General features: G+C 38.2%; 19 protein-coding genes. 17 read left to right on the top strand and 2 right to left on the bottom strand.

The annotated features are described in order from the left end of the window. The first annotated feature begins 97 nt into the window (after nucleotides 1-97). From A3IA_RS0100725 to cydC, 4 genes are read left to right on the top strand one after another with little or no spacing between them, the layout of a single operon-like run. Nucleotides 98-1,519 (top strand): cytochrome ubiquinol oxidase subunit I, encoded by a 1,422-nt coding sequence (locus A3IA_RS0100725; protein ID WP_018379454.1) that lies wholly within the window; start codon nucleotides 98-100, stop codon nucleotides 1,517-1,519. Beyond that, on the top strand, nucleotides 1,519-2,541 hold the full coding sequence (cydB, locus tag A3IA_RS0100720) for a cytochrome d ubiquinol oxidase subunit II (RefSeq protein WP_018379453.1): 1,023 nt from the start codon (nucleotides 1,519-1,521) through the stop codon (nucleotides 2,539-2,541). Before A3IA_RS0100725 ends, cydB begins: the two co-directional genes overlap by 1 nt. Next, nucleotides 2,541-4,262: a thiol reductant ABC exporter subunit CydD gene (gene cydD, locus A3IA_RS0100715; protein ID WP_018379452.1), complete on the top strand. Its 1,722-nt coding sequence runs from the start codon at nucleotides 2,541-2,543 to the stop codon at nucleotides 4,260-4,262. Before cydB ends, cydD begins: the two co-directional genes overlap by 1 nt. Further along, nucleotides 4,255-6,012, top strand: coding sequence for a thiol reductant ABC exporter subunit CydC (cydC, locus tag A3IA_RS0100710; protein ID WP_018379451.1), 1,758 nt, complete (start codon nucleotides 4,255-4,257; stop codon nucleotides 6,010-6,012). Before cydD ends, cydC begins: the two co-directional genes overlap by 8 nt. Nucleotides 6,013-6,046: 34 nt before the next feature. Here cydC and A3IA_RS0100705 read toward each other — a convergent pair whose 3' ends face one another. Then, a complete protein-coding gene (locus A3IA_RS0100705) occupies nucleotides 6,047-7,027 on the bottom strand; it encodes a polyprenyl synthetase family protein (RefSeq protein ID WP_018379450.1) in 981 nt (326 codons plus the stop codon). 78 nt (nucleotides 7,028-7,105) lie between these two features. Next, nucleotides 7,106-7,651 carry a Gx transporter family protein gene (locus tag A3IA_RS0100700; RefSeq protein WP_026217480.1) on the bottom strand — a complete coding sequence of 182 codons (546 nt, stop codon included), beginning with the start codon at nucleotides 7,649-7,651 and terminating at the stop codon, nucleotides 7,106-7,108. A 127-nt stretch (nucleotides 7,652-7,778) separates the two neighbouring features. On the opposite strand from A3IA_RS0100700, the gene A3IA_RS0100695 reads away from it, so the two are divergent. From A3IA_RS0100695 to A3IA_RS0100635, 13 genes are all read left to right on the top strand, one after another. Continuing rightward, complete coding sequence (locus A3IA_RS0100695; RefSeq protein ID WP_018379448.1) at nucleotides 7,779-9,698, top strand: NAD(P)/FAD-dependent oxidoreductase; 1,920 nt, start codon at nucleotides 7,779-7,781, stop codon at nucleotides 9,696-9,698. Between the two features lie 145 nt (nucleotides 9,699-9,843). Further along, entirely contained in the window at nucleotides 9,844-10,839 is a 996-nt protein-coding gene (locus A3IA_RS0100690) for a polyprenyl synthetase family protein (RefSeq protein WP_018379447.1), read from the top strand. 334 nt (nucleotides 10,840-11,173) lie between these two features. Further along, nucleotides 11,174-12,208 (top strand): zinc-dependent alcohol dehydrogenase family protein, encoded by a 1,035-nt coding sequence (locus A3IA_RS0100685; protein ID WP_018379446.1) that lies wholly within the window; start codon nucleotides 11,174-11,176, stop codon nucleotides 12,206-12,208. 324 nt (nucleotides 12,209-12,532) lie between these two features. After that, nucleotides 12,533-14,080 carry a BCCT family transporter gene (locus A3IA_RS0100680; RefSeq protein ID WP_018379445.1) on the top strand — a complete coding sequence of 516 codons (1,548 nt, stop codon included), beginning with the start codon at nucleotides 12,533-12,535 and terminating at the stop codon, nucleotides 14,078-14,080. 943 nt (nucleotides 14,081-15,023) lie between these two features. After that, complete coding sequence (locus A3IA_RS0100675; protein ID WP_026217479.1) at nucleotides 15,024-15,524, top strand: YkgJ family cysteine cluster protein; 501 nt, start codon at nucleotides 15,024-15,026, stop codon at nucleotides 15,522-15,524. A 665-nt stretch (nucleotides 15,525-16,189) separates the two neighbouring features. Then, nucleotides 16,190-17,026: an aldo/keto reductase gene (locus A3IA_RS0100670; protein ID WP_018379443.1), complete on the top strand. Its 837-nt coding sequence runs from the start codon at nucleotides 16,190-16,192 to the stop codon at nucleotides 17,024-17,026. Nucleotides 17,027-17,128: 102 nt separating this feature from the next. After that, the gene (pynA, locus tag A3IA_RS0100665; protein WP_018379442.1) at nucleotides 17,129-17,821 is read left to right on the top strand and encodes a pyrimidine 5'-nucleotidase PynA; all 693 of its coding nucleotides are present in this window, start codon (nucleotides 17,129-17,131) and stop codon (nucleotides 17,819-17,821) included. A gap of 664 nt (nucleotides 17,822-18,485) precedes the next feature. Continuing rightward, nucleotides 18,486-20,273, top strand: coding sequence for an excinuclease ABC subunit UvrC (gene uvrC, locus A3IA_RS0100660; RefSeq protein WP_018379441.1), 1,788 nt, complete (start codon nucleotides 18,486-18,488; stop codon nucleotides 20,271-20,273). Between the two features lie 114 nt (nucleotides 20,274-20,387). Then, the gene (cpsA, locus tag A3IA_RS0100655; protein WP_018379440.1) at nucleotides 20,388-21,848 is read left to right on the top strand and encodes an LCP family glycopolymer transferase CpsA; all 1,461 of its coding nucleotides are present in this window, start codon (nucleotides 20,388-20,390) and stop codon (nucleotides 21,846-21,848) included. A 1-nt stretch (nucleotide 21,849) separates the two neighbouring features. After that, nucleotides 21,850-22,572 (top strand): CpsB/CapC family capsule biosynthesis tyrosine phosphatase, encoded by a 723-nt coding sequence (locus A3IA_RS0100650; RefSeq protein ID WP_018379439.1) that lies wholly within the window; start codon nucleotides 21,850-21,852, stop codon nucleotides 22,570-22,572. 21 nt (nucleotides 22,573-22,593) lie between these two features. Next, a complete protein-coding gene (locus A3IA_RS0100645) occupies nucleotides 22,594-23,277 on the top strand; it encodes a Wzz/FepE/Etk N-terminal domain-containing protein (RefSeq protein WP_018379438.1) in 684 nt (227 codons plus the stop codon). Nucleotides 23,278-23,293: 16 nt separating this feature from the next. After that, a complete protein-coding gene (locus tag A3IA_RS0100640) occupies nucleotides 23,294-24,040 on the top strand; it encodes a tyrosine-protein kinase (protein WP_018379437.1) in 747 nt (248 codons plus the stop codon). Between the two features lie 45 nt (nucleotides 24,041-24,085). Further along, nucleotides 24,086-25,924 (top strand): polysaccharide biosynthesis protein, encoded by a 1,839-nt coding sequence (locus A3IA_RS0100635; protein ID WP_083902697.1) that lies wholly within the window; start codon nucleotides 24,086-24,088, stop codon nucleotides 25,922-25,924. Nucleotides 25,925-25,960 lie beyond the last annotated feature (36 nt).

Here is a 25,960-nt window from a genome sequence, read left to right as displayed (position 1 = left end):
AAGGTAAAATATTGTATAGGAAAACGTTGGGAAATCCCACAGGAAAAAGGATTTCTTAACGTAAAACGTTTATTAAATTTTTCCCTGGAGGGATTTTATGACAATTGAAACTTTAGCACGTTTCCAGTTTGCCATGACAACTGTTTTTCACTTTTTCTTTGTACCTTTTAGTATTGGGACATTGATTGTGGTTGCGGTCATGGAAACTTGTTACGTGGTCACAAAAAATGAGGAGTACAAGAAGTTAGCCAAGTTTTGGGGAAACATCATGTTACTCAGTTTTGCAGTGGGTGTTGTTACGGGAATTATTCAGGAATTCCAATTTGGGATGAACTGGTCTGATTATTCTCGTTTTGTCGGAGATATTTTCGGCGCACCATTGGCGGTTGAAGCACTCTTAGCCTTTTTCCTTGAGTCAACTTTCTTGGGGCTTTGGATGTTCACATGGGATAATCCAAAGATTAGTAAAAAGTTGCATGCTAGCTTTATTTGGTTAGTGGTCTTTGGGTCACTCATGTCTGCTTTTTGGATTCTGGTTGCCAATAGCTTTATGCAACACCCAGTTGGCTACACGGTAAAAAATGGTCGTGCACAGATGACGGATTTCTTTGCGCTTATTACCAACCCTCAATTCTTCTATGAGTTTTCGCACGTTATTACTGGTGCTATTACTATGGGTGGTATTGTGGTTGCCGGTATGGCTGCCTTTCGTTTGTTAAAACGTGATACCTTAACTGATTCTGTCCAAAAACTTTACCAAAAATCACTTCGTATTGGCTTGCTGGTTGCTTTGGTTGGTTCGATTTCCGTTCTTGGAGCTGGAGATTTACAAATGAAAGCTCTCCTCAAGGATCAACCGATGAAATTTGCCGCAATGGAAGGTGATTATGAGGATTCTGGTGATCCTGCTGCTTGGACTGTTGTTGCCTGGGCAAATGAAGCAGAGCATAAACAGGTCTTTGGTGTCAAAGTACCCTACATGCTATCAATTCTGTCTTATGGTAAACCATCAGGTGCTGTAAAAGGTATGGAAACAGCCAATAAAGAGTTAATCGAAAAATATGGCGAACGTGACTATTTCCCAATGGTTAACCTACTCTTTTACGGTTTCCGTATCATGGCAGGTTTTGGTACATTGATGCTTGGTGTTTCTGTTGTTGGTCTCTGGTTAACTCGTAAAAAGAAACCAATTCTATTTGAAAAAAATTGGATGCTTTGGATTGTTGCTTTAACGACATTTGCGCCATTCTTATCAAATAGCTTTGGCTGGATTATAACCGAAAACGGACGTTATCCTTGGACTGTTTACGGTCTCTTTACTATCAAAGAAAGTGTATCGCCAAACGTATCGGTAGCATCACTTTTAACGTCTAATATTATTTATTTCTTGCTGTTTAGCGGTTTGGCAGCAGCTATGGTCACCTTTATCATTCGTGAGCTAAAACATGGTCCTGAGCATCAAGAAATCACCTTATCTAGTCCATCTAGTATTGATCCATTTGAGAAAGGAGTATATTAATGTCAGGTTTACAATTTTTCTGGTTTTTCCTAATCGGTTTACTCTTTTCAATGTTTTTCTTCTTAGAAGGATTTGACTTTGGAGTTGGAATGTCTGTTCAGTCATTAGCTCATAACGAAGAAGAAAAAGATCAAATTGTTAATACCATTGGTCCTGTTTGGGATGGTAACGAAGTTTGGCTCTTGACAGCGGGTGGTGCCATGTTTGCGTCTTTCCCATACTGGTACGCCTCACTTTTCAGTGGTTATTACCTTATCCTCTTACTTATCCTTGTTGGGTTGATTATTCGTGGTGTTTCATTCGAATTTCGTGCTAACTGTGATCCAAAACAAAAAAATCTTTGGAACTGGACCCTGACCATTGGTTCAACTATGGTACCGTTCTTCTTTGGTTTATTATTCACTAGTCTGGTACAAGGGATACCATTGGATGCTGCGGGTAATGCAAGTGCTGGTTTTACAGATTATGTTAACGTCTTCTCAGTTGTTGGTGGTGTCGCTGTAACCTTACTTTCCTACCTTCATGGTTTAAACTATATTTCCCTTAAAACAGAAGGACCAGTTCGTGAGCGCGCTCGTAACTATGCCTCACTGTTTTACTGGGTACTGTATCTTGGTCTTGTTGTCTTTGCTATCTTACTCTTTTTCCAAACAGACTTTTTCCAAAGACATACTTTGTTGACTAGTCTTTTGGTTCTCTTGATTGTTGTGTTGACAGTTATTGCACACTTTTGTGTCTTTATGAAGAAAGAATTGACTGCCTTTTTATCAAGTGGCTTTACTCTGATTGCAGTCGTAGTGCTTTTATTCCAAGGCTTGTTCCCACGCGTCATGATTAGTTCAACAAGTTCAAAATTTGATTTATTGATTGAAAATGCTTCATCATCGCCATACACGCTAAAAGTCATGTCTGTTATTGCCTTAACGCTTGTACCTTTTGTATTAGCCTATGTGGCATGGTCATATTATATTTTTAGAAAACGTGTTACTTTGCCGACCGTCAAAACTGGAGGCCATTATTAATGTTTGATAAAGCCTTAACTCGCTTGTCTGGCTTTAAACAGATTGTTGGACTGCTTGTTGGATTAGACATCCTGCAAGCTTTCTTTATTATCGGACAAGCTTATTTTTTGAGTTTATCTATCACTCGTGTCTGGGAGGGGAATCCTCTAAAGCAGCAAATCGTCTGGATTATTCTCTTTTTCCTCTGCCACTTAGGTAGACATGTCATGACCTTTTTTAAAGATAACATTTTAGATGATTTTTCAGCGAGAGAAGCCAAACTGATGCGCCAAAAACTTCTGAAGAAATTATTTGATTTAGGTCCTGTCATCGTTCAGAAAGAAGGAACTGGAAATACTATTACCATGGCTCTTGATGGGATTGATTTGGTTGAGAATTATATTCACCTCATTCTCAGCAAAATGATTAACATGAGTATCATTCCATGGATTATTTTAGCCTTTGTATTTCTTTTGGATTGGGAATCTGGTCTTACTTTACTCATTGTCTTTCCAATCATTATCATTTTTATGATTATTCTAGGGCTGGCTGCCCAAGCACGCGCTGATAAGCAGTATGAAAGTTATCAAGTCTTATCTAATCATTTTCTTGACACGCTTCGAGGGATTGATACGCTTAAATTCTTAGGTATCTCAAAGCGCTATGGCAACAGTATTTATCAGACCAGTGAAAACTTTCGTAAGGCGACCATGAGTGCCTTGAGAATTGGGATTTTATCAACATTTGCGCTGGATTTCTTTACAACTCTATCAATTGCGGTCGTAGCTGTTTTTCTTGGTTTACGTCTGATTAAGGGAGAATTTGACCTCTTGCCAGCTTTAACAGTCTTGATTTTAGCACCAGAATACTTCCTGCCCGTGCGTGATTTTTCAAGTGACTACCATGCAACCTTGGATGGTAAAAATGCCATGCAAGCCATCGGAAAGATTTTAAACCAAGACAGCATCCGTGGGCAACAAGTGGCTATCGATACTTGGAGTGCAAGCAGTCAATTGTCATTAGAAAATATTGCTATCTCCTACGAGGATAAAACAATTCTTGAAGGAACTTCTTATCAGGTTAAAGGCTTTAAAACTGTGGGTCTGATTGGGATGAGTGGTTCTGGTAAATCCAGTCTAATCAATCTAATCAGTGGCTTTTTAGATAAGCCAGCAGGAGAAATCCTTATTGATGGAGAAGAAGTGCCCAACCTTAATCAAGATGGTTGGCAAAAACAAGTTATTTACATACCGCAGTCACCGTATCTGTTCGACCTTAGCTTGAAAGCTAATATTGCCTTTTATACGCCAGAAGCGACTCTAGAAGACATTCAAGAAGCTATTCGAGTCGTTGGTTTGGAAGAGTTTGTAGAAGGGTTACCTGACGGCTTAGATACCATGATTGGTGGCGGTTCTCGCCCACTTAGTGGTGGTCAGGCGCAGCGCATTGCCCTAGCTCGTGCTTTTTTGGATAAATCACGGCGTATCATGATTCTGGATGAACCAACAGCACATTTGGATATTGAAACAGAATTGGAGTTGAAGGAGAAAATCTTGCCACTTTTCCAAAATCGACTGGTTTTCCTAGCGACCCATCGTCTGCATTGGTTGAATGATATGGATGATATTCTTGTGTTCAATGATGGTCAACTAGTAGAACAAGGTGTCTATGAAGACTTATTGGCTCAAAATGGGCAATTATATCAACTCGTAACAGCAATGGGAGGTGGTCAAGATGTTTAAATTGTCAATTTTAGAATCTTTAAAAAATGACCACTGGGTGAAGCCTTTTTTCAAGCAATATCGCAACTGGTTTTACCTAGCGCTTTTCTTAGGATTTATAACCCTCTTTAGTGGTGCAGCACTCATGTTTGTCTCAGGGCTTTTGATTTCCAAATCAGCCTCTATGCCAAGTAATATCCTCTTGGTTTATATCCCTATTGTCTTGACACGTGCATTTGGTATCAGTCGCCCCTTGTTTCGTTATCTAGAACGTTTAACCAGCCACAACTGGGTTTTGAAAATCACGTCTAAGCTACGATTAAAACTCTATCAGTCACTGGAAAAACGCGCAGCTTTCATCAAGAAAGATTTTCGTTTGGGTGACATGCTCGGTCTTTTGGCTGAAGATATTAATCACCTGCAAAATCTGTATTTGAGAACTGTCTTTCCAACACTAATTGCCTGGCTTTTATATGCCTTTATCATTCTTGGATTAGGTTATTTCTCCTGGTGGTTTGCTTTAGTCATGTTATTCTTGTTTGGGCTTTTAGTAGTTGTCATGCCGATTTATTCATTAGTCTTAAATGGTGCTCGGCAGACCAGAGAAAAAGACATCAAAAATCACCTTTATCGTGAATTGACGGATAATGTTCTCGGCATTTCTGATTGGATATTTAGCCAACGCGGGGAAGATTATGTCAGACTTCATGAAGCCAGCCAAGCCGACCTCTCAGATATTCAGGAAAAGATTAAACGCTTTAACCGAAAGCGAAATCTTCTTTTTGAAGTTATCTTTGGTCTTGTGGCAGTATTCGTCCTAGCATGGGCTAGTTACCGTTTCCCTGGCAACCATGGTGGCATGGCTAACTGGGTTGCCGCCTTTGTTTTGGCTATCTTTCCATTGGCAGACGCATTTGCTGGTTTATCAGCAGCTAGTCAAGAAACGGTCATTTATCATGATTCCATCACTCGACTAAATGATTTGGATGATGCGGTGGATCAAGAAAAGTTATCTAAAAAACTGGCGGATGAGGCGCTTGATATTGCTATTTCTAAGTTGCAATTCTATTACCAAGATAGTTCAGAGCTTATTTTGAAGGATATCAATTTGACTATTCCACAAGGTCAAAAAGTGGCTATTCTTGGACGCAGTGGTACAGGGAAATCAACCTTAGCTAGTCTTATCAGAGGTGATTTAAAAGCCAGTCAAGGAAGTGTTACGCTGGCTGGTATTGAAACTGCTGAGTTTGGTGATGCTATCGCTGATAAGATTGGTATTATGCAACAAAATCCCTATTTATTCAATACAAGCATTTTGAACAATTTGAGATTGGGCAATGACAACGCCTCCGAAGAAAAAATCTGGCAGGTTCTTGAGCAGGTCGGCTTGAAAGAAATGATTGCTAAGTTACCTCATCAATTGGCAACGCAAGTGGATGAGGCAGGTCTTCGATTCTCAGGAGGAGAGCGTCACCGTTTAGCTTTAGCACGAATATTGCTCAAACAAACGCCAATTGTTATTCTTGATGAACCGACCGTAGGTCTTGATCCTGTTACAGAGATGGGGCTTATTAACACCATCATGTCTGCTTTGAACCGACAAACAGTTATTTGGATTACCCATCATTTGAAAGGGATTGAAAAGGTTGATCGCGTCATCTTTTTGGAGCAAAGTCAACTAATCATGGATGGCAATCCCCAAGACTTGTTGTCAACTAACCAAAGATTCGCCCATCTGAAAGCAGTAGATGATGGACGGATAACACGATAAGAAAAGATGCTGGACAATATGTCCAACATCTTTTTTAAATGCTTCGTTTTAGGAGTTCCTTGGTTAATCGTGTTAGGATTTTTCGTTCTTTGTTACGCGGTAGTTTATGAATATCTTCAAGGGCTTTGTTGGTGAAACGCTGTGCTAATTCTTTGGCCTTGTCGATACCTTGATTTTCCTGGACCAAGTTTGAGACTTCCTCAATATCAGCTTGGCTTATCTTTTCTTTTTTATTAAGTAAATCCTTGAAAGCTGAGGGGTTTGTTTCCATGGCCAGTAGTAGTGGTAGCGAATAAACTCCAGTTGTTAAATCCTCTAAAACAGGCTTATTAAAACTTTCTTTATCAGCGCTGTAATCCAGAATATCATCAAGAATTTGGAAAGCCATACCAATATTATGACCGATATGGCCTGCTAAACGAATGATTTCTTTATCAGCATGTGAGAAGTAAGCTCCCTCACGGCAAGCTAAACGAAAGAGAGCGGCAGTTTTACCAGAAATGGCTCTGATGTATTCTCGAACTTTCTGGTCCTGACGATAACGAAGTTGCATTTGATCCAATTCGCCAACCAAAATTTTTTTCATGGTTTTGGCATTGACAGCCATATAAGGGGAACCATTCATGTTATTTAGAACCAAGTCAAAGAAAACAGTGAAGAGAAAGTCACCAGTATAAACAGCGATGTCCTTACCAAACTGTGATTGAATGGTAACAGTGCTACGTCTAACTGGCGAATCATCAATGACATCATCGTGGATAAGCGTTGCCATATGGAGGATTTCTAAGGAAGCTGCGATTTCTATTAGGGAAGGATCGGTTTTTGGGTTTTTAGATCCAAAACTAGTAAATAAAAAGAAAAATGCTGGTCTGAGATATTTTCCTCCAGCGTTGGTCAGAGTAACGAGAGCAGACTCTATATCGTCATTACGAACTCGAATCGATTTTTCAATTAGAAGGCAGGTTTTATTGAGATTATTTTCTAAGTCGGGATACTGTTTCCATTGAGTGGACATCGGTATCATCCTTTCCAGCTATTATACTTCATTTTACGCTAAATTAGTGAAATTCACCAGTATTATGACAGGTAAAATTTAAGAAACATGCCAACCATCAGGAAGTGATGCTTGAAATTCACGGAGTGGTTTTAGCTTGGTTAATAAATAATTTCCTGTTAAGCCAACGAAAAAACCAGAGAGAATGCCACTGAATGATAGAATTGGCAGATAATTTAAGACTAACCAAGACTGCCCAATCAAGGCAAAGACAACTAGCTGTCCGATATTATGCATGATTCCCCCCATAACTGAAATACCGATAATGCTAACACGTTTGGGTCCTAATTGCTTAATTAATAACATGGTGAGATAACTTAAAATAGTACCAGCTAAACCATATAAGAAGGTGGAAAAAGTTCCACTAAGGAAGGTGGAAACAAGCAGTCGGAAGGCAACAACTTTAGAATTATCTTTGACAGGAAGAGTAAACAGGGAAATGATAGTAACGAGATTTCCAAAGCCTAGCTTGGCACCTGGAGCAAAAGCAAAAGGAGTAGGAATAAAACGTTCAAAAAAAGAAATAACCACTGCTTGAGCAACGAGCATGGTGATGAACATTAATTTTCGATTGGAATTTGTCATAATTCTATTTTACCATAAAACTTATTTTAAAATTTTGTGAAAATAATTCCAAAGTCTATTGTTTAATACTAATTAGTTTGATATAATTGAAAACGTATTATGAATAAAAAATTAGGGGGATTTAGCTGTGACAAAAAACATCGTTGTCGTTGGTGCTGGTTATGCAGGTGTGACTGCAGCTCGCCAATTAGCTAAAAAATACAAAAAAGACAAAGATGTGTCGATTACCTTAATCGATAAAAATTCTTTCCAAACTTATATGACTGAACTGCACGAAGTTGCAGCAGGTCGTGTAGAACCTGAAGCAATCAAATACGATCTGCAACGCATCTTTAAAAAATATCCAAAAGTTAACTTGGTAACAGACAAAGTTGTATCGATTGATTACGATAATAAAAAAGTAGTTGCTGAACATCAAACGCTTTCATTTGATTACTTGCTCCTAGCTATGGGTGGTGAAGCCAATGACTTTGGAACACCAGGTGTTAAAGAAAATGGCTTTACGCTTTGGTCAATCGAAGCCGCAGAAAAACTTCACGATCATATTGTTAACTCATGCTTACAGGCGATGGGTGAGCATGATGAAGCTAAACGCCGTGCTCTTTTAACATTCACTGTTATCGGTGCTGGCTTTACTGGTATCGAAATGATTGGTGAACTTATTGATTGGGTACCAATTTTAGCTAAACGCTACAAACTTGATCCAAAAGAATTCTCACTCAAGGTTGTTGAAGCAATGCCAAACATCCTCAACATGGTAACTGAGAAAGAACAAACTAAAGCCCGTAAATACCTTGAGAAAAAAGGTGTTGAGTTGATTCTTGCAGATGGCGTTACAAGCGTTGAAAAAGATGCATTGAATCTTTCATCAGGTCGTGTTGTCCCAACTTACACCTCAATCTGGACTGCTGGAGTCAAAGCAAATACAGACACAGCAAACTTTGGTATTGAACAAGCGCGTGCAGGTCGCCTTGTTGCCAACCAATACATGGAAGCTCAAGGAAAAGAAAATGTTTATCTAGCTGGTGATGTGATGTACTACGAAGATGGCTCCCAAGAAGGTCGTCCAGTCCCTCAAATTGTACAAGCCGCTGAACAAACAGGTCATACTGCAGCGCATAATATTATCGCAGCAATTAGTGGTGGTGAAAAAGAAGCCTTCAAAGGCAAATATGATGGTTTCCTTGTCTCTATTGGTACTAAGTACACTGTTGCCTTTGTCATGGACAAATACCATGTATCGGGCTTCATTGCAAGTGCTATGAAACACTTCACTAATCTTCTATACTTCTTTACCATCCGTAGCTTTTACAATATCGGAGCTTACATGCGTCATGAATTCTTTGACGTAGCAGATGGGCGTAACATGTTTGGTAGTCACACATCAAGCAAGGGAAACCGCATGTGGTTAGTGCCACTTCGCATCTTCTACGGATCGGTTTGGTTGTTTGAAGGGGTTAAGAAGGCATTTGGTCTTTTCGGAACGCAGTCATGGTTTGGCGACAAGGTTGTCTTCCCATTTCCATGGTTACAGCAGGTAGCCGAAGCATCTTCAGGAGCTTCAGAGACAGCTGCATCATCAGAAGCAGTATCAGGAGCTTCTCAAGCAGCAGAAGGAGCAGCGCAAGCAACTGCAGAGGCTAGCCACCAAATCTTCAGCTTGAGCTATGCCTATGGTGAGGAACCAATGCAAGTCTTGAAAGAAATGCCAGATTGGTTTGCATCAATCATGAAATTCATGTTGCCAAACCAAGAAGTTGCTCTCTTCATGCAGAAAATGATGACTTGTGTTGAGATTGCGATTGGTCTTGCTCTCATTGTTGGTGCCTTTGTATGGTTGGTATCAGCTGTAACAGCAGCCTTTGTCGTCATGTTCAGCCTTTCAGGAATGTTCTTCTGGGTAAACGTTTGGTTCATTCCAGTTGCTATTGCCTTGATGGCAGGAGCAGGACGTTCGTTTGGTCTTGACTACTGGATTATGCCATGGCTCGGTCGCCTGCTTGATAAGTGGATTTACGGTAAGCCAAAACATCTCTACAGACGCTAACACAGGCCATAGGATTTCCCAAAAATCCGTGCTATAATAAGAATAAGGTTATCTTATGGTAGTTGTAATGACTAACCTGAGATAACTTTTCTTTTTAAGTTAGTTGGATAAAACTGATTATTCTACGATTGATAAGGAGTTTTGCGTGGTACATCACATTTGGGATGACTTCCCAGAGATTCAAAAAGGATTAGAATCTGTCAAATCAATTATGATCTCTGAATTATCGGTGATACATCCAGAGGTTAAAGAAAAAATTATTGCTTATATGGATGCCCCTGGAAAGTATTTACGGTCGGGCTTATGTCTCTTACTTTCTCAATCCAAGACGGGGCACATTGCAGAAGGAAAACTTTACCTTGCTGCTTATCTTGAAACCTTGCATTTAGCGACCTTGATTCATGACGATGTGATTGATGATGCAGATAGCCGTCGTGGTTTGCAAGTGATGAATAAAACATTTTCTAACCGCATTGCTATTTATGCCGGTGACTATTTATTGAGTTATGCCAATCGATTCTTATTGAAGGCTGCTAAACTGTTAGATGTCGGCGAAGAAGATCAGGCTTTGGGAAATAATAAAGTGATTGAGCGAATTCTTGCAGGGGAGTTGGCACAATTGATGAACCAATTTGACTATAAGATGACGATGAAGGCTTATTTGAAGCAAATTAAAGGTAAAACTGCCTTGCTTTTTGCACTAGCCTGTCAAGTGGGTGTTTGGGAAAAAGGAATCCCCAAGCGAGAATCCCGTTTAGCCTATAACTTAGGACTATCAATTGGTATGGCATTTCAAATTAGTGATGATCTCATTGATTATCAAATTGATGAGAAAAATTCGGGCAAACCTCGAATGCAGGATATTCAAAATGGAATCTATACGGCACCATTCTTATTTGCTAGAGAAGCTGATTATCAAATGGTTAAAGATTTCCAGTTAGATAGAAGAAAAAAATGGTCGGAAGAAGAGTTAAATACCTTTTATAATCGCTTAGAACAGACCAAAGCCTTTGAAAAGACAGAACAACTAATAAGAGCTTATCTAAGGAAAATGCAAGAGCAAAGTCAAAAACTCTTAACTGCCGACGAATCAGAACAATTGGTATCTTTCCTGTTTAAGATAATGGATAGACAATTTTAACATTATTTTCCAAAGGAGAATTGGCTTGTGCTGGTTCTCTCAGATTGAAGAAAAAGTTCATTTTGGACATTTTCTTCAATCTTTTTTCTTTGTAGCCGAAAAGCTCCTAAAAACGCTGAAATAAGAGCTTTTTTAAAAGTTTAATTCATTTGACCATATTATCTATCTCCCTGTAAGATTTCCTAAATTATCAAATTTTCAGAAGTTTAGCTACATTCGAAGAACTGGCATATGCTGGTTCTGTTTACTTATCCAGTCAACTAAAACTGAACGCTTCAAGTATTATAGTTACTGAAAAAGGAGTATAATATGTTAAAAAGAAAAGAGGTGTCTTATGAAAGTAGCTACTTTTGTACAACCGTACGAGATGACGGTAACAGAAACTGAAAAATCAAAGATTGAAGAATCAACAGATGCGGTCATTCGGGTTGTCCGTGCCTGTGTTTGCGGTTCAGATTTATGGTGGTATCGGGGGATTTCTCACAAAGAATCTGGAACTTTTGCAGGTCATGAGGCAATTGGTATTGTTGAAGAAGTCGGGAGTGATGTGACGAACGTCAAACCTGGTGACTTTGTTGTTGTACCATTTACGCATGGATGTGGTTACTGTGCAGCTTGTAAGGCAGGTTTTGATGGTAACTGCCAAAATTATAAGTCAGGTCCTATTATTGGCTATCAAGCAGAGTACATGCGCTATCGTAATGCTGACTGGGCCTTAGTAAAAATACCCGGTCAACCTGAAGATTATTCAGACGATCAATTGAAATCACTCTTAACCTTATCTGATGTCATGGCGACAGGTTTCCACTCAGCCAAGACAGCAGAAGTTAAAGAAGGTGATACCGTCGTTGTTATGGGTGATGGAGCGGTCGGCCTCTGTGGTGTTATTGGCGCTAAACTTTTAGGAGCTAAACGTATTATTGCCATGAGCAAGTACCCTGATCGTCAGGCTTTGGCTAAAGAATTCGGTGCAACTGATATTATTGAGGAACGTGGTGATGAAGCTGTTGAACGTGTTATGGAGATGACCGATGGCGCGGGAGTCGATGCTATTTTAGAATGTGTCGGTACTGAGCAATCAGTAGACACAGCCATAAAAATTGCACGTCCAGGAGCAGTTATTGGTCGTGTGGGAATTCCACAAAAAGAAGACATGAACACTAATCAGCTCTTCTTTAAGAACATTGGGCTACGAGGTGGCATTGCTTCTGTAACCACATTCGACAAGGAAATCCTACTGGAAGCTGTTCTATCCGGTCGAATCAATCCAGGGAAAGTCTTTACAAAAGCGTTTGCCCTTGATGATATTCAAGCTGCCTATGAAGCAATGGATAAGCGAGAAGCGATTAAGTCTCTGATTGTTTTTTAAAGGCAATTCCGTTAAAAAGTTGAGAAGGATTAAAGTCTCAGCTTTTTTATTTAGCCATTTAATATATAATACTTGAAAATCAAAATCAGACTAGGAAATGCGAACACAGATAGAACTAAAGTTCATCAAATCAACAAGACCTGAATTTGATTTTCAAAGAGTTTCACTAAAAATGTGATTTTCTGGAAAACTCATTGAACTAATGAATCAAGCGAGGTTAAGCACTTTCAAACTGACCATTTTATAAATTCATTGTGTGGTTTCGGTGCCAAATCCGTTGACTATACCAGTCAAAAATTGTAGATTATATACTGGGAGGAATTTATGAATAAAAAAATATCCACTAAAGTATTTATGTGGTCAGCAGGAGTGACTGTTTTATTAGTATTGCTAGGAATTGTGATTCCACAACCCTTCCAAGCAACAACACAGCACTTGAGAAATGTTATTACAACAAACTTTGGTTGGCTTTACTTGTTATTAGTAACAACAATTTTAATGTTTTGTATTTTCTTTATCGTTAGTCCACTTGGACAGATTCGTCTGGGTAATCCTAATTCTAAACCAGAACACGGTACGACATCTTGGATTGCCATGATGTTTTCAGCAGGTATGGGGATTGGTTTGGTTTTCTACGGGGCAGCGGAGCCTTTGAGTCACTTTGCCATTTCTACCCCCAATGCACCACTAGCATCACAAGAGGCTTTGGCAGACTCTTTTCGTTTCACCTTCTTTCACTGGGGAGTACATGCCTGGGCAGTGTATGCCTTGGTAGCTCTAGCCCTAGCCTACTTTGGTTTTCGTAAGAAAGAAAAATACCTCTTATCTGTTACTTTGAAACCTTTCTTTGGTGATAAAGTTGACGGTCCACTAGGAACAGTTGTTGATACCATTACCGTTCTAGCAACAGTTATTGGGGTGGCGACAACTCTTGGTTTTGGTGCTGCACAAATAAACGGTGGTTTGTCTTATGTATTTGGCATACCTAATAATCATGTTATCCAAATCATTATCATTATTATTACCACTGCACTTTTCATCATGTCAGCCTTATCAGGTCTTGGTAAAGGGGTGAAAATACTTTCGAACATCAATTTGATTTTAGCCGTTGGTTTATTAGCTTTAGCAATTATTTTAGGACCAACAGTCTCTATTTTCGATACTTTTACGGAGTCTATTGGTTTATACCTTCAAACCTTCTTTCGTATGAGTTTCCGTGCAGCAGCCTTTGACGAGGCAAAACGAACATGGATTAACAATTGGACCGTTTTCTATTGGGCTTGGTGGATTTCATGGTCACCGTTTGTAGGGGTCTTCATTGCTCGTATTTCAAGAGGACGTACAATCCGTGAATTTCTAACGGTTGTTCTTTTAGCACCAACACTTTTGAGCTTTTTATGGTTTTCTGCCTTTGGTACGCTTTCAAATACTGTTCAAGCATCTGGGGTTGATTTGACACGTTTTGCGACTGAAGAAATTCTGTTTGCTACCTTTGACCAATATCCAGTTGGTGTTGTTCTGTCAATCGTGGCTATCATCTTGATTTCAACTTTCTTTATCACATCTGCCGATTCAGCAACCTATGTTTTGGCTATGTTGACAGAAGACGGTCATTTGAACCCAACTAACCGTAAAAAATTGATTTGGGGTGTAGCCTTGGCAGGCATTGCGATTGCGCTTTTGCTTTCAGGCGGTCTAGATGCTCTTCAAAACACTTTGATTATTGCAGCCCTACCATTTTCAGTAGTCCTTGTCTTAGTTCTCTTTGCCCTTCTAAAAGAACTATATCATGAGAAAAATGAGATGGGTCTTGAAATTACGCCTGATCGACAACCTAAGAAAAATGAACCCTTCCGTTCATACGAAGATTAAAAAAATAGTCCCTGTCAATTGTAGTGGGCGACTTATAGCTAAACAGGAGAGGAGACGTTTTCGTCTTCTCTCTTTTTTATTGTGTGACTTTAGTGTGAACCGTCTCGCTTTGGAAGATACGAGACAAACAACACCCGCATAGTGGGAGCACATTGATGCTTATACAAAAAATTCCAGCTGCGTAAACAGTAAGTGAAAACTAACATCACTCATCTAGGCACTGGTTGGTGATGTGAACTGGACTTATAACCCCTATCTAACTCACCTGTTAAACAGGTAGTTATGATTGTACCTAAAGCGATGAAGGGTTTAGTTTTAACACTTTCTAAATTGTCAAACTAGTTGAACACAGTTATTCGATTCGGAAAAACTTGATAGGATGGTTGGTAACTAAACATTTCCTAGAAGTTCTATTTCTCCTACCAGCTATAGCGGATAAAAATCCTCTGACTAACCTCAGTAAGACTCATTTGCCTAGAGAATTCCTTTCGGCTAAGTTACCCATTGGAATACTGCTTTTAGTCTCTCTGCTCAGGGGAACTCAGGTTGGTGAAGAATCAATCAACATCCTGATTAGTTGAACTGGATTTCCAATTTCAAAATGGTCTCCTCCAATCATGGGGTGGAAATGCTTTATTTGACAGATGCTTCCACTAGAACAAAGTCATCTATGTTAGTCCTTTTCAGACAAATGTGGTAGCTTATCTGATCCTTAACCTCAAGGGGTTTTTATACCTAACTTAATTTTACAAATCAAACTCTTTACAACTGCCTTATAGTCAAATGAATTAACTTTCAGAACAAGGAGTTGAGACGTGGACAGTGCTTAATTTTCATTGAGTAGGCGTAGGGCAAGTCGAAAGTGGCCATGTACCAAAGTTAATTCAAAAGACTATAAAACTTGTGTTATAATAAGGTTCATAAATATTTAGGAAATAAGATTATAACAGAGCAAATCGATATTGAACATTATCATCAACTAGCCCTTCAAAAACAAGAAGTCCATCGTAAATTTCTTGCGAAACTCAAGAAAAAGCCGCCGAAAAATTTGGATAAAATCAGCAAAGAACTTCACGAACAAGTCTTTCAAGAGATTGATTGCACCAAGTGTGCCAACTGTTGTAAAGATTTAGGACCAGATTTGACAGAAGCTGATATTACCCGCATGTCAAAACTCTTTCGCATGAAATTATCAACCTTTGAGCAGACCTATCTGCGCGTGGATGAAGATGGTGACAAGGTTTTTAAAGCCATGCCTTGCCCATTTCTAGGTTCTGATAACCTCTGTGATGTTTATGATGCTAGACCCAAAGCCTGCGCAGCCTTCCCACATACCGATCGCAAACGCATCTATCAAATCAACCACCTTACCTTGAAAAACACGCTTATTTGCCCAGCTGCCTATCTTTTCGTTGAGAAGTTACGCCAACGATTAGACAACTAAGGAAAGAAAAACAATAGAAAAGTTTTGCTAAACTTGTGCCATATCCCTAAACCCACATAGTGAAGCTGCTAAAGGATGTGGATTCCATGTCTAGTTTTCACAAAAAAAGCTATTGCTAAGAGTGTTACCAAAATCTTCAGTGGACTAATCACAAGATCACCTGTGAGGAAACGTTTAACAGGGAAAAAGTGCGATTAGTTGAGGTAAAATAAATGCAATCATCAAGTGGCTGATAATAATTTTTATCCCATGACATTGAAAAGTCAAACGCTAATAGTAAGATTTTGATACAGCATGAAAAAACTTGAATGAGCTTTTTGACTAGATAAATTATGGTAGGTATCTTCGAGAAATAAGGTAGGTAGAGTTGATGCCATTCGTTGCCTGTCAATACCATATATAAGCAGTAGCCATATCAATCAAAGATTACGGAGTCATTGTGCCTGCAATAGCCTGCATTTCAGCAGATGGCGAAGAATTACAGCGATAGTAATAGATTCCCCATCATCATCTGGCTAAGTTGGAAAAACAAAGTCTAGCAGATACCAAGTGAACAGATGTTTATGATGACATCAAGCAAAAAGAAAAGTTAGTCGTAGTAAACATTCTCTCAAGTAATAGGATATAATAATATAGATGACCAACAAGTCATCAAGGAGGATTATATGGAAAATTATACACTTTCTAACGGCGTTCAAATACCCAAAATTGGATTTGGAACGTGGCAAATTTCTGATGGCGAAGAAGCTTACAACAGTGTATCACATGCCCTTAAAGTGGGTTACAACCATGTTGATACAGCTCAAATTTATGGTAATGAAGTGAGTGTCGGTAAGGCAATCGCTGACAGTGACCTTGCTCGCGAAGACATCTTCCTAACAACCAAAGTTTGGAATGACAAACATGACTACGAACTTGCGAAAGCATCTATTGATGAATCACTTGAAAAACTTGGTGTGGAATATCTTGATCTTCTCTTGATTCACTGGCCAAATCCAAAACCAATTCGTGACCATTGGAGAGAAGGAAACGCTGCTGCTTGGAAAGCTATGGAAGAAGCTTACAAAGCTGGGAAAGTACGTGCTATCGGTGTGTCAAACTTTATGCAACACCATATCGAAGCCCTTCTTGAAACAGCTGAAATCAAACCACATGTCAACCAAGTTCTTCTAGCACCGGGTTGCCCACAAGATGAGCTTGTTAAATTTTGTGAAGACAATGACATTCTTTTAGAAGCCTATAGCCCACTTGGAACTGGAACAATCTTTTCGAACGAAATCGCAAAAGAAATCGCCAAAGCAAATGGAAAAACAGTAGCACAAGTTGCTCTGCGTTGGAGCTTGCAAAAAGGCTTCTTACCACTTCCAAAATCCGTAACGCCAAAAAATATCGAATCAAACCTAAATATCTTTGATTTTGAGTTATCAGCAGAAGACCTTGCAATCTTGGATACTATCGAAGGGGTTAAAGCTCAAAAAGATCCAGACACGACTAATTTCTAAACATAATCAAAAACCAAGGTGTCTAGCATCTTGGTTTTTCTATGCCCTTAATGATTTTTTCAAAGAGCTGCAGTATGGTATAATATCTCAAAAGGAGATAAGATGACTCATTACAAATTTCTACTATTCGACCTTGATCACACACTATTAGACTTTGAGGCTGCGCAAGAGACGGCTTTAACGGAAATGCTTTTAGAGCTTGGTGTTGAGGATGTTGATGGTTATAAAGCTTACTACAAGCCTATGAATCAACGGTTATGGCGTGATTTGGAAGCTAAAAAAATCACCAAGACTGACCTAGTGAAAACACGTTTTGCACTATTGTTTGAACATTTCGGTCATCAAGTTGATGGCGAAGCTATGGCAATGCTCTATGAAAAACATATTAGTCAACAAGGTCAAACCTACCTCGGTGCCCATGAACTCTTGGAAGATTTGATTGCGACTGGTTATGAGCTTTATGGTGCAACAAATGGTATTACAGCTATCCAAGAAGGTCGGATGTCACGGTCTAGCATCAGCCCTCTTTTTAATCATGTTTTTATCTCAGAGCAAGCTGGAACAGCTAAGCCAGACCTTGCCTTCTACGATTGGATTGGCGGACATATCAAAGGTTTTACCAAAGACAAAGCCCTTATGATTGGTGATAGTCTGACAGCGGATATTCAAGGGGGACACAATGCCGGCATTGACACCATGTGGTATAATCCAAATCATCACGTTAATCACAGTGGGTTAGAGCCAAACTATGTTGTCAGTAACTATGACGATATTCGTAAGATTTTATTGCCATGAACAAGAAAAACAGAGGTCAAGCCCTCTGTCTCTGGTTGAAGAAAAAATCTATTTTGGATATTTTCTCCATTTTTTTCTTTATAGCCCAAAATATAAACTCTCAAAAAGGTTGAAATAACAGCGTTTTTGGGAGTTTTATTATTATCCGTCTTCCTGCGAGGTGTTCCGAAATCTCAAAGTTTCAGAAGGGCTACATTCTAAGACAGAGTTCAAACCTCTGCCTTTAAGTTTGGGCAATAATTAATTGAGCAAAGAAAAAAGCATCCCGTTAGGATTTCTGAGTTTATAATTAAATGTAGGTCATTGAGAAGGATGGATGGAGCCATCAAATTTGTTGGAGTCACCCTTGATAAGAAGTCCCTGTTTTTTACAACGTTTCTTGCCCATGTGTGATCGAACACACAGTGAGAAATCCATTTTACTGATTATCATTATGACGAGTTCTGCCTTTTTAATTAAGCCTACCTGTCCGAAGTGAAAGATTAAGTCTTTTGCTCAAATGCCTGATAATGAATTGCCACTTTTCTGGCTTTAACAGGTGTCATGGTACTACCACCGTACCATCAGTGTGCACTTTTACCCTCTGAAAAAGCAAGTATGACTCCTATAGTATATTCTAGATTTTTTACCAAAAAATGAAGCCATCTTTTGGTATAATAAGGTTATGAATCAACTGATTAAAAACAAGTTGGAGTTGTTGCCAAATAGCCCAGGTTGCTACCTCCATAAAGATAAAACTGGCAAAATCATTTACGTCGGAAAGGCTAAAAATCTCAGAAATAGAGTGCGTAGCTATTTTCGTGGCAGTCACGACACTAAGACAGAGATGCTGGTTTCTGAAATCGCTGACTTCGAATTTATCGTTACTGAATCAAATATCGAGGCATTGCTACTTGAGATAAACCTCATTCAAGAGAACATGCCTAAGTACAATATCAGGCTTAAAGATGATAAATCCTACCCCTTTATCAAAATAACCAATGAAACCTACCCTCGACTAATCATCACGCGTCAGGTTAATAAAAAGGACGGCGGTCTCTATTTCGGTCCCTATCCTGATGTCTATGCGGCGAATGACATCAAGCGCCTCTTGGATCGCATGTTTCCTTTCAAGAAGTGTAAAAATCCTGCTAATAAGGTTTGTTTTTATTACCACATTGGTCAATGCAATGCTCATACCGTCTGCCATACGGACAAGTCCTACTGGGATGGTTTGATTACAGATGTCAAAAATTTCCTCAATGGTCACGATGATAAAATGGTTAAGGAAATGCAAAGTAAAATGAAGACCTTTGCTGAACGCATGGAATTTGAAAAAGCAGCTGAATATCGTGACTTATTATCAGCCATCCAAACCCTTAGAACCAAGCAAAGAGTCATGAGTCAGGACATGCAAGATCGCGATATCTTTGGTTATTATACTGAAAAAGGTTGGATGTGTGTGCAGGTTTTCTTTGTTCGTCAAGGAAAATTGATTCAACGGGACGTCAACCTCTTTCCTTATTATAATGAGCCAGAAGAAGATTTTCTAACCTACATGGGACAATTTTACCAAGAGTCCAAACATATCTTACCTAAAGAGGTCTTTATCCCATCAGACATAGATGGGGAATTGGTCAAAGCTATCGTACCAAGTAAAGTCATCAAACCTCAGCGTGGAGAGAAGAAGCAGTTGGTTAATCTAGCCATCAAAAATGCCCGCGTCAGCTTGGAACAAAAATTCAATCTCTTGGAAAAAGATATTAAAAAGACCCAAGGTGCTATTGAAAATCTAGGTCGGCTTATGGGGATTGATACGCCTGTTCGCATCGAGGCATTTGATAACTCCAATATCATGGGAACTAGCCCGGTGTCAGCCATGGTAGTCTTTGAAAATGGTAAGCCAAATAAAAAAGAGTACCGAAAGTACAAGATTAAAACAGTTGATGGTCCAGATGACTATGCTAGTATGCGAGAAGTTATCCGTCGTAGGTATGAGCGCGTGAAGAAGGAAAATCTTTCAGCACCTGATTTGATTATCATTGATGGTGGTCAAGGACAGGTCAATATCGCTAAAGATGTGCTTAAAAACGAGCTCAATATGCCGATACCTGTTGCTGGTTTGCAAAAAAATGATAAACACCAGACACAGGAGCTCCTGTTTGGTGACCCCTTAGAAGTCATTGATTTACCAAGAAATTCAGAAGAGTTTTTCTTACTTCATCGCATTCAGGATGAAGTGCACCGCTTTGCTATTACCTTTCACCGTCAAGTACGGAGCAAGAATTCCTTTAGCTCAAAGCTAGATGGTATCGAAGGATTGGGACCAAAACGCAAGCAAATCCTCTTAAAACACTTCAAATCAATCACAAAAATAAAGGAAGCTAGTCTGGAAGAATTAAAATCTTTAGGAATACCAGAAAAGGTAGCCAAAAACATTGAACTCAAACTAAATACCGAAAATATGGAATAAAAAATCAGAAAAACGTCTAAGGGATTTGACATATCAGATAAGATTGTCAAAACAAAATTGTTTATTCGAATAAAATACGCTATAATATAGAATAGCAAATTTTGGAGAATTTTTATGTCTAAACATCATCGCTCGAAATCACACCGTTCGAGATCAAATGCCAACCATTGGCGGATTGCTGATTGTTTTCTAATTGGCCTATTTACGCTTATCGCAGCGACAACAACCTATCTTGTCATGTCTAATAACATTTTGAATGTTAGAGGGCTTAACTGGTTTATGGTTCTTGGATTTGTCATTGTTCTAGCCTTGGCTACTTTTTTTGTGTTAATCAGGAAGCTTCTTAAAACGACAGCAGTAGTCTTGGTTTTGCTTTCCTTGATTTCAGGGTCATTCTTATATGTCACCAAGTCAACCATTGACGCTACTAAGAGAATTAATGAGTCATCATTTTATTCCGAAGTTGAGATGTCTGTTGTAGTAAATAAAGATAGTGACATCCAGTCAATCTCTGAAGCTAAGACAGTTGATGCTCCTTCAGATATTGATAAATCAAATGTTGAAACCTTGATTAAAAACATTAAGGACAAGGAAAAGATTGACTTACCTCTAAATAAGGTTGATTCTTACCAAACAGCCTATGAAGGCATTAAGTCTGATCCTAATAAAGCCATGGTCATCAATAGTGCCTATATCCCTTTATTAGAAGATGGTAATGATGCTTTTAAAGATAAAGTCAAAACACTCTACACTTACACCGTACGAAAAGAAACTGAAAAACAGAGTAAACCGCAAAACGAAGATGTTTTAAATATTTACGTTAGTGGTATTGATACTTACGGACCAATCACGAACGTATCAAGATCAGACGTCAATATCATCATGACCATTAACCTAAAAACCAAAAAGGTTCTTTTGACGACAACTCCTCGTGATTCCTATGTCAAAATTCCTGATGGTGGTGGCAATCAATATGATAAACTGACACATGCAGGCCTTTATGGCGTTGAAACATCTGAAAAAACGTTGGAAAATCTGTACGGCATCAACATTGATTACTACGCACGAATCAACTTTACCTCATTTATGAATTTGATTGATCAACTTGGTGGCGTAGAAGTCGTAAATGATCAGGCATTTACCAGTCAGGGTTATGATTTTCCGATAGGAAAAATTTCTCTTGATTCTAAGAAGGCTTTAATTTTTGCTAGAGAACGTTACAGCCTTGAGGGAGGAGACAATGACCGCGGTAAAAATCAAGAAAAAGTAATTGCAGCCATTATTGATAAACTAACAACTTTTAAAACGATTACTAATTTTTCAAGTGTTCTAAATGGAATTGGTGATTCAGTACAAACGAATGTACCGACAAGTGTCCTTATGGACATCGCTAATAAACAACTAGAAAATAGAGGGCACTTCATGGTGACATCACAAGATGTAACTGGAACAGGCTCAACCGGTCAACTTCCTTCCTATGCAATGCCAGGTTCACAACTATACATGTATTCTTTAGATGAAGAAAGTGTTAAGAAAGCCAAAGAAAATATCGAGCAAGTGATGGAGGGGCAATGAAATGATTGACTTACACTCACATATTGTATTTGAAGTTGATGATGGTCCTAAAAGCCTTGAGGAAAGTCTATCTCTGATAGGTGAGAGCTATCGTCAAGGTGTTAGAACCATTGTAGCAACATCCCATAGACGAAAAGGAATGTTCGAAACACCAGAAGAAGTCATCCTAAAAAACTTTCAAATCGTAAAAGAAGCAGCAGAAAAACAGTATTCAGGTTTAGAATTGTTATACGGAGGCGAACTATACTACACACCAAGTCTAATTAATAAACTTGAAAAAAAATTAGTACCAACTTATAACAATCAGAGATTCATTTTACTTGAATTTAGTATGTCGACAGCTTGGAAAGAAATCCAAACTGGGGTTTCCCAAGTATTAAGATTGGGATTGACACCATTAGTTGCACATATTGAACGCTACAATGCTCTAGAATTTAATATCGAAAGAGTTAAAGAACTACAAAATATGGGATGCTATACGCAAGTAAATAGCAATCATATTTTAAAACCAAAATTGTTTGGCGATAAAGAAAAAGTCTTTAAAAAACGTGGCATCTTTTTCTTGGAAAACAATCTAATAGATTGTATCGCTAGTGACATGCATAACCTACATAGCAGACCACCTTTTATGGCTGAAGCGTACAAAATAGTACGTTCTAAAAAAGGTCGTGCAAAAGCACATGAATTGTTTTATGATACCCCCAAAATAATTATTGGCCAATAATTTAAAGGCCGAGGAGAAAAAATGCAAACATCTACTTTAGAAATCGATATTTTACAATTATTAAAGAAATTATGGAGTCGTAAATTTCTTATCTTATTAATTGCTTTGATTGGTGCTGCTATCGGGTTACTAATCAGTTTGTTTATTATTACACCTGAATACAAATCTACAACGCGGCTTTATGTTGTCAATCAATCATCAGGCACAGATAACTTGACTGTACAAGATATCCAGGCAGGTGGTTACTTGGTTAATGACTATAAGGAAATTATTACTTCTGAAGATGTGCTAACTCAAGTCATTGAAAAAGAAGGATTAGCAATGACACCGTCAAAGTTATCTTCAAAGGTTTCCGTAACTATTCCAAACGAAACACGTGTTATTTCTATCAATGTTATGGATGAAAATGCTGGAGCAGCTAGCGATATTGCCAACTCATTGCGTGAAGTAGCCTCAGAAAAAATTAAGGCAGTAACCAATGTTGAAGATGTGACAACTCTTGAAGCTGCTAAACCGGCTAACTCACCTTCTACACCAAATACAAAACGAAATATTTTACTAGGTTTTGTTGTTGGTTTGTTCTTGTCTACTATTGCTATCTTACTTCTTGAAGTACTAGATGATCGCATTAAAAGTCCAGAAGATGTTGAGGAACAAATGAAATTAACACTGCTTGGTATTGTTCCCGACATAAACCGTTTATAAGGAGAAAAGGTTAGTAATGACTAAATTAGAATTAAATAGTAAACGAAAAGTAGATATTCCAAAAACAGAAGAGTATTTTAACTCTATCAGGACAAATATCCAATTTTCTGGAAGTGATTTAAAAACAATTGTAATTTCATCCGTTCAACCCAATGAAGGGAAATCAACAACATCTACTAGTCTAGCGGTTTCTTTTGCGAATGCTGGCTTTAAAACTCTTTTCATTGATGCTGATATTCGTAACTCAGTTATGACAGGTACTTTTGTTGCGTTAGAAAAATACGAAGGCTTAACTAGTTATTTAACAGGTAATGCCGGTATTACTGAAATTTTTTGCAGTACAGACATCGATAATCTCGTGGTTATCCCATCTGGACAAATGTCTCCAAACCCTACCTCACTCTTGCAAAATAGGTACTTTGATCAACTGTTAAAAAAAGCAAGAGAGGTATTTGATTTTATTATTGTGGACTCGCCTCCAATTGGATTGGTTATTGATTCTGCAATTATTGCAAAGCAATGTGATGCAAGTTTATTAGTTGTGGAATCTGGTTCTATAAAACGTAAATTCATCCAAAAAGCAGTTGAACAATTATCTCAAAGTGGGACACCATTTTTAGGAATCATCCTTAATAAAGTTGATTTAACAATAGATAAGTATAGTTCATATGGTGCTTACGGTACTTATGGGAACTATGGGAACCACGCTAAAAAAAATAACAAGAGATCATCTAAAAAAACAAGATCACGTGTTTCAAAATAATATTAGAGTAATACGCTCTTGTTTTTAGTTGTTTTTGAGGAGACTATGGAGACATTACAAAAAATAGGATATAGATTAAGCCGAATTAATAGAAGTATAAAAAGACTGGTATTAATTGTAACTGATTTATTAATGATTTTATTCAGTACACTTTTTACTTTTTGGATTCTTCAAGACTCAAATCTAATATTTTCACAGACACATGCAATTGTATTTTCGATAATTAGTATTATTTATCTTATTGTCAGTTTTCAATTAGGGTTATTTTCTGTTTTAACACGATACACTGACTACAAGACATTAATTAATATTTCAATATCATTGTTATGTTCACATTTGGTATTATTCATATGTGAACAAATATTTCAAATGGGAATATTAATATACCGCTTTCCATTTCTTTCATTTATTTTTTCTACGGTTTTTGTTTCTACGCCTCGTATTTTATGGCGATTCATTAATGAAGAAAGATTTCAAAAGAGAAATCCCTCAGCTGAATATGTAAAAACTATCGTTTATGGCGGTGGGAAAGCAGGGCGTATTTTCATTGATTTACTAAGCCAAAGCCAAACAGATATTGATTTAATTGGTGTGATTGATGATGATCTTTATAAACAAGGAACCATCATAAATGGTGTTAAAGTACTAGGCAATCGAAATGACCTAGCTCGCCTAGTAAAAATTTTTGAAATTAAGCAAATTGTCTTAGCCATCCCCTCTTTAAATGGTTCTGACAGGGAAGCAATTCTTGATCTAACCCAAGGTTTAGGTGTTAAGTTAACAGAAGTGCCTCTGATTGAGGACACTATTTTAGGAAATATTTCTTCTCATTCGTTAAAAGAGATAGATATTGCTGATCTTCTCGGTAGAAAAGAAGTTGTGTTGGATCAATCGAGTTTGAACCAGTATTTTACGGGGAGAACTGTTCTAGTTACTGGTGCTGGTGGTTCAATCGGTTCAGAAATTTGTCGACAGGTTGCTAAATTCTGTCCTAAAAAGTTATTACTTTTAGGACATGGTGAAAATTCAATTTATCTTATCAACCGTGAATTGATTGGTTTGTATAAGGGGAAAATCGAGATTATACCTTTGATTGCTGATATTCAAGATAGGGAACTAATGTTCGATATTATGGCTACCTACAAACCTGATATTGTATACCACGCAGCAGCACACAAACATGTTCCTTTGATGGAATACAATCCTAAAGAGGCAGTGAAAAATAATATTTTTGGAACCAAAAATGTTGCTGAAGCTGCCAAAAATGCAAACATTGGTAAGTTTATCATGGTATCAACTGATAAAGCCGTAAATCCTCCGAATGTTATGGGGGCAACAAAACGTGTTGCAGAAATGATTGTAACAAGCTTAAACGAACCTGCTAAAACGCAATTTGCAGGGGTTCGCTTCGGTAATGTACTAGGCAGCCGAGGATCAGTAGTACCTCTGTTTAAGGAACAAATTGCTAAAGGTGGACCAGTTACGGTCACAGACTTCCGTATGACACGGTATTTCATGACAATACCAGAAGCCAGCCGTTTAGTTATTCAAGCGGGGCACTTGGCTAAGGGTGGTGAGATATTTGTTCTTGATATGGGTGAGCCAGTACAAATCCTAGAATTAGCTAAGAAGATGATCAAACTTAGTGGCTACACCGAGAAAGAAATACAAATTGTAGAAGCTGGTATAAGACCTGGCGAGAAACTCTATGAAGAGCTATTATCTACAGAAGAAAGAGTCAGTGATCAAATCTTTGAAAAGATATTTGTAGGTAAGGTTGAAGTGAAAAAAAGAGATGAGGTTCTAGACTTTATTTCTAACCTTGATAAGTTAGATAATGCTACTCTAAAAGAAAAACTAATCACTTATGCAAGGCAAGATTAACATTAAAAGCGGTAAATGTTTCATTTACTCCTTTTA

Source organism: Streptococcus thoraltensis DSM 12221 (assembly GCF_000380145.1).
In the GTDB taxonomy this organism is placed as follows: Bacteria; Bacillota; Bacilli; order Lactobacillales; family Streptococcaceae; genus Streptococcus; species Streptococcus thoraltensis.
This window is presented reverse-complemented; position numbering and strand designations above follow the sequence as displayed.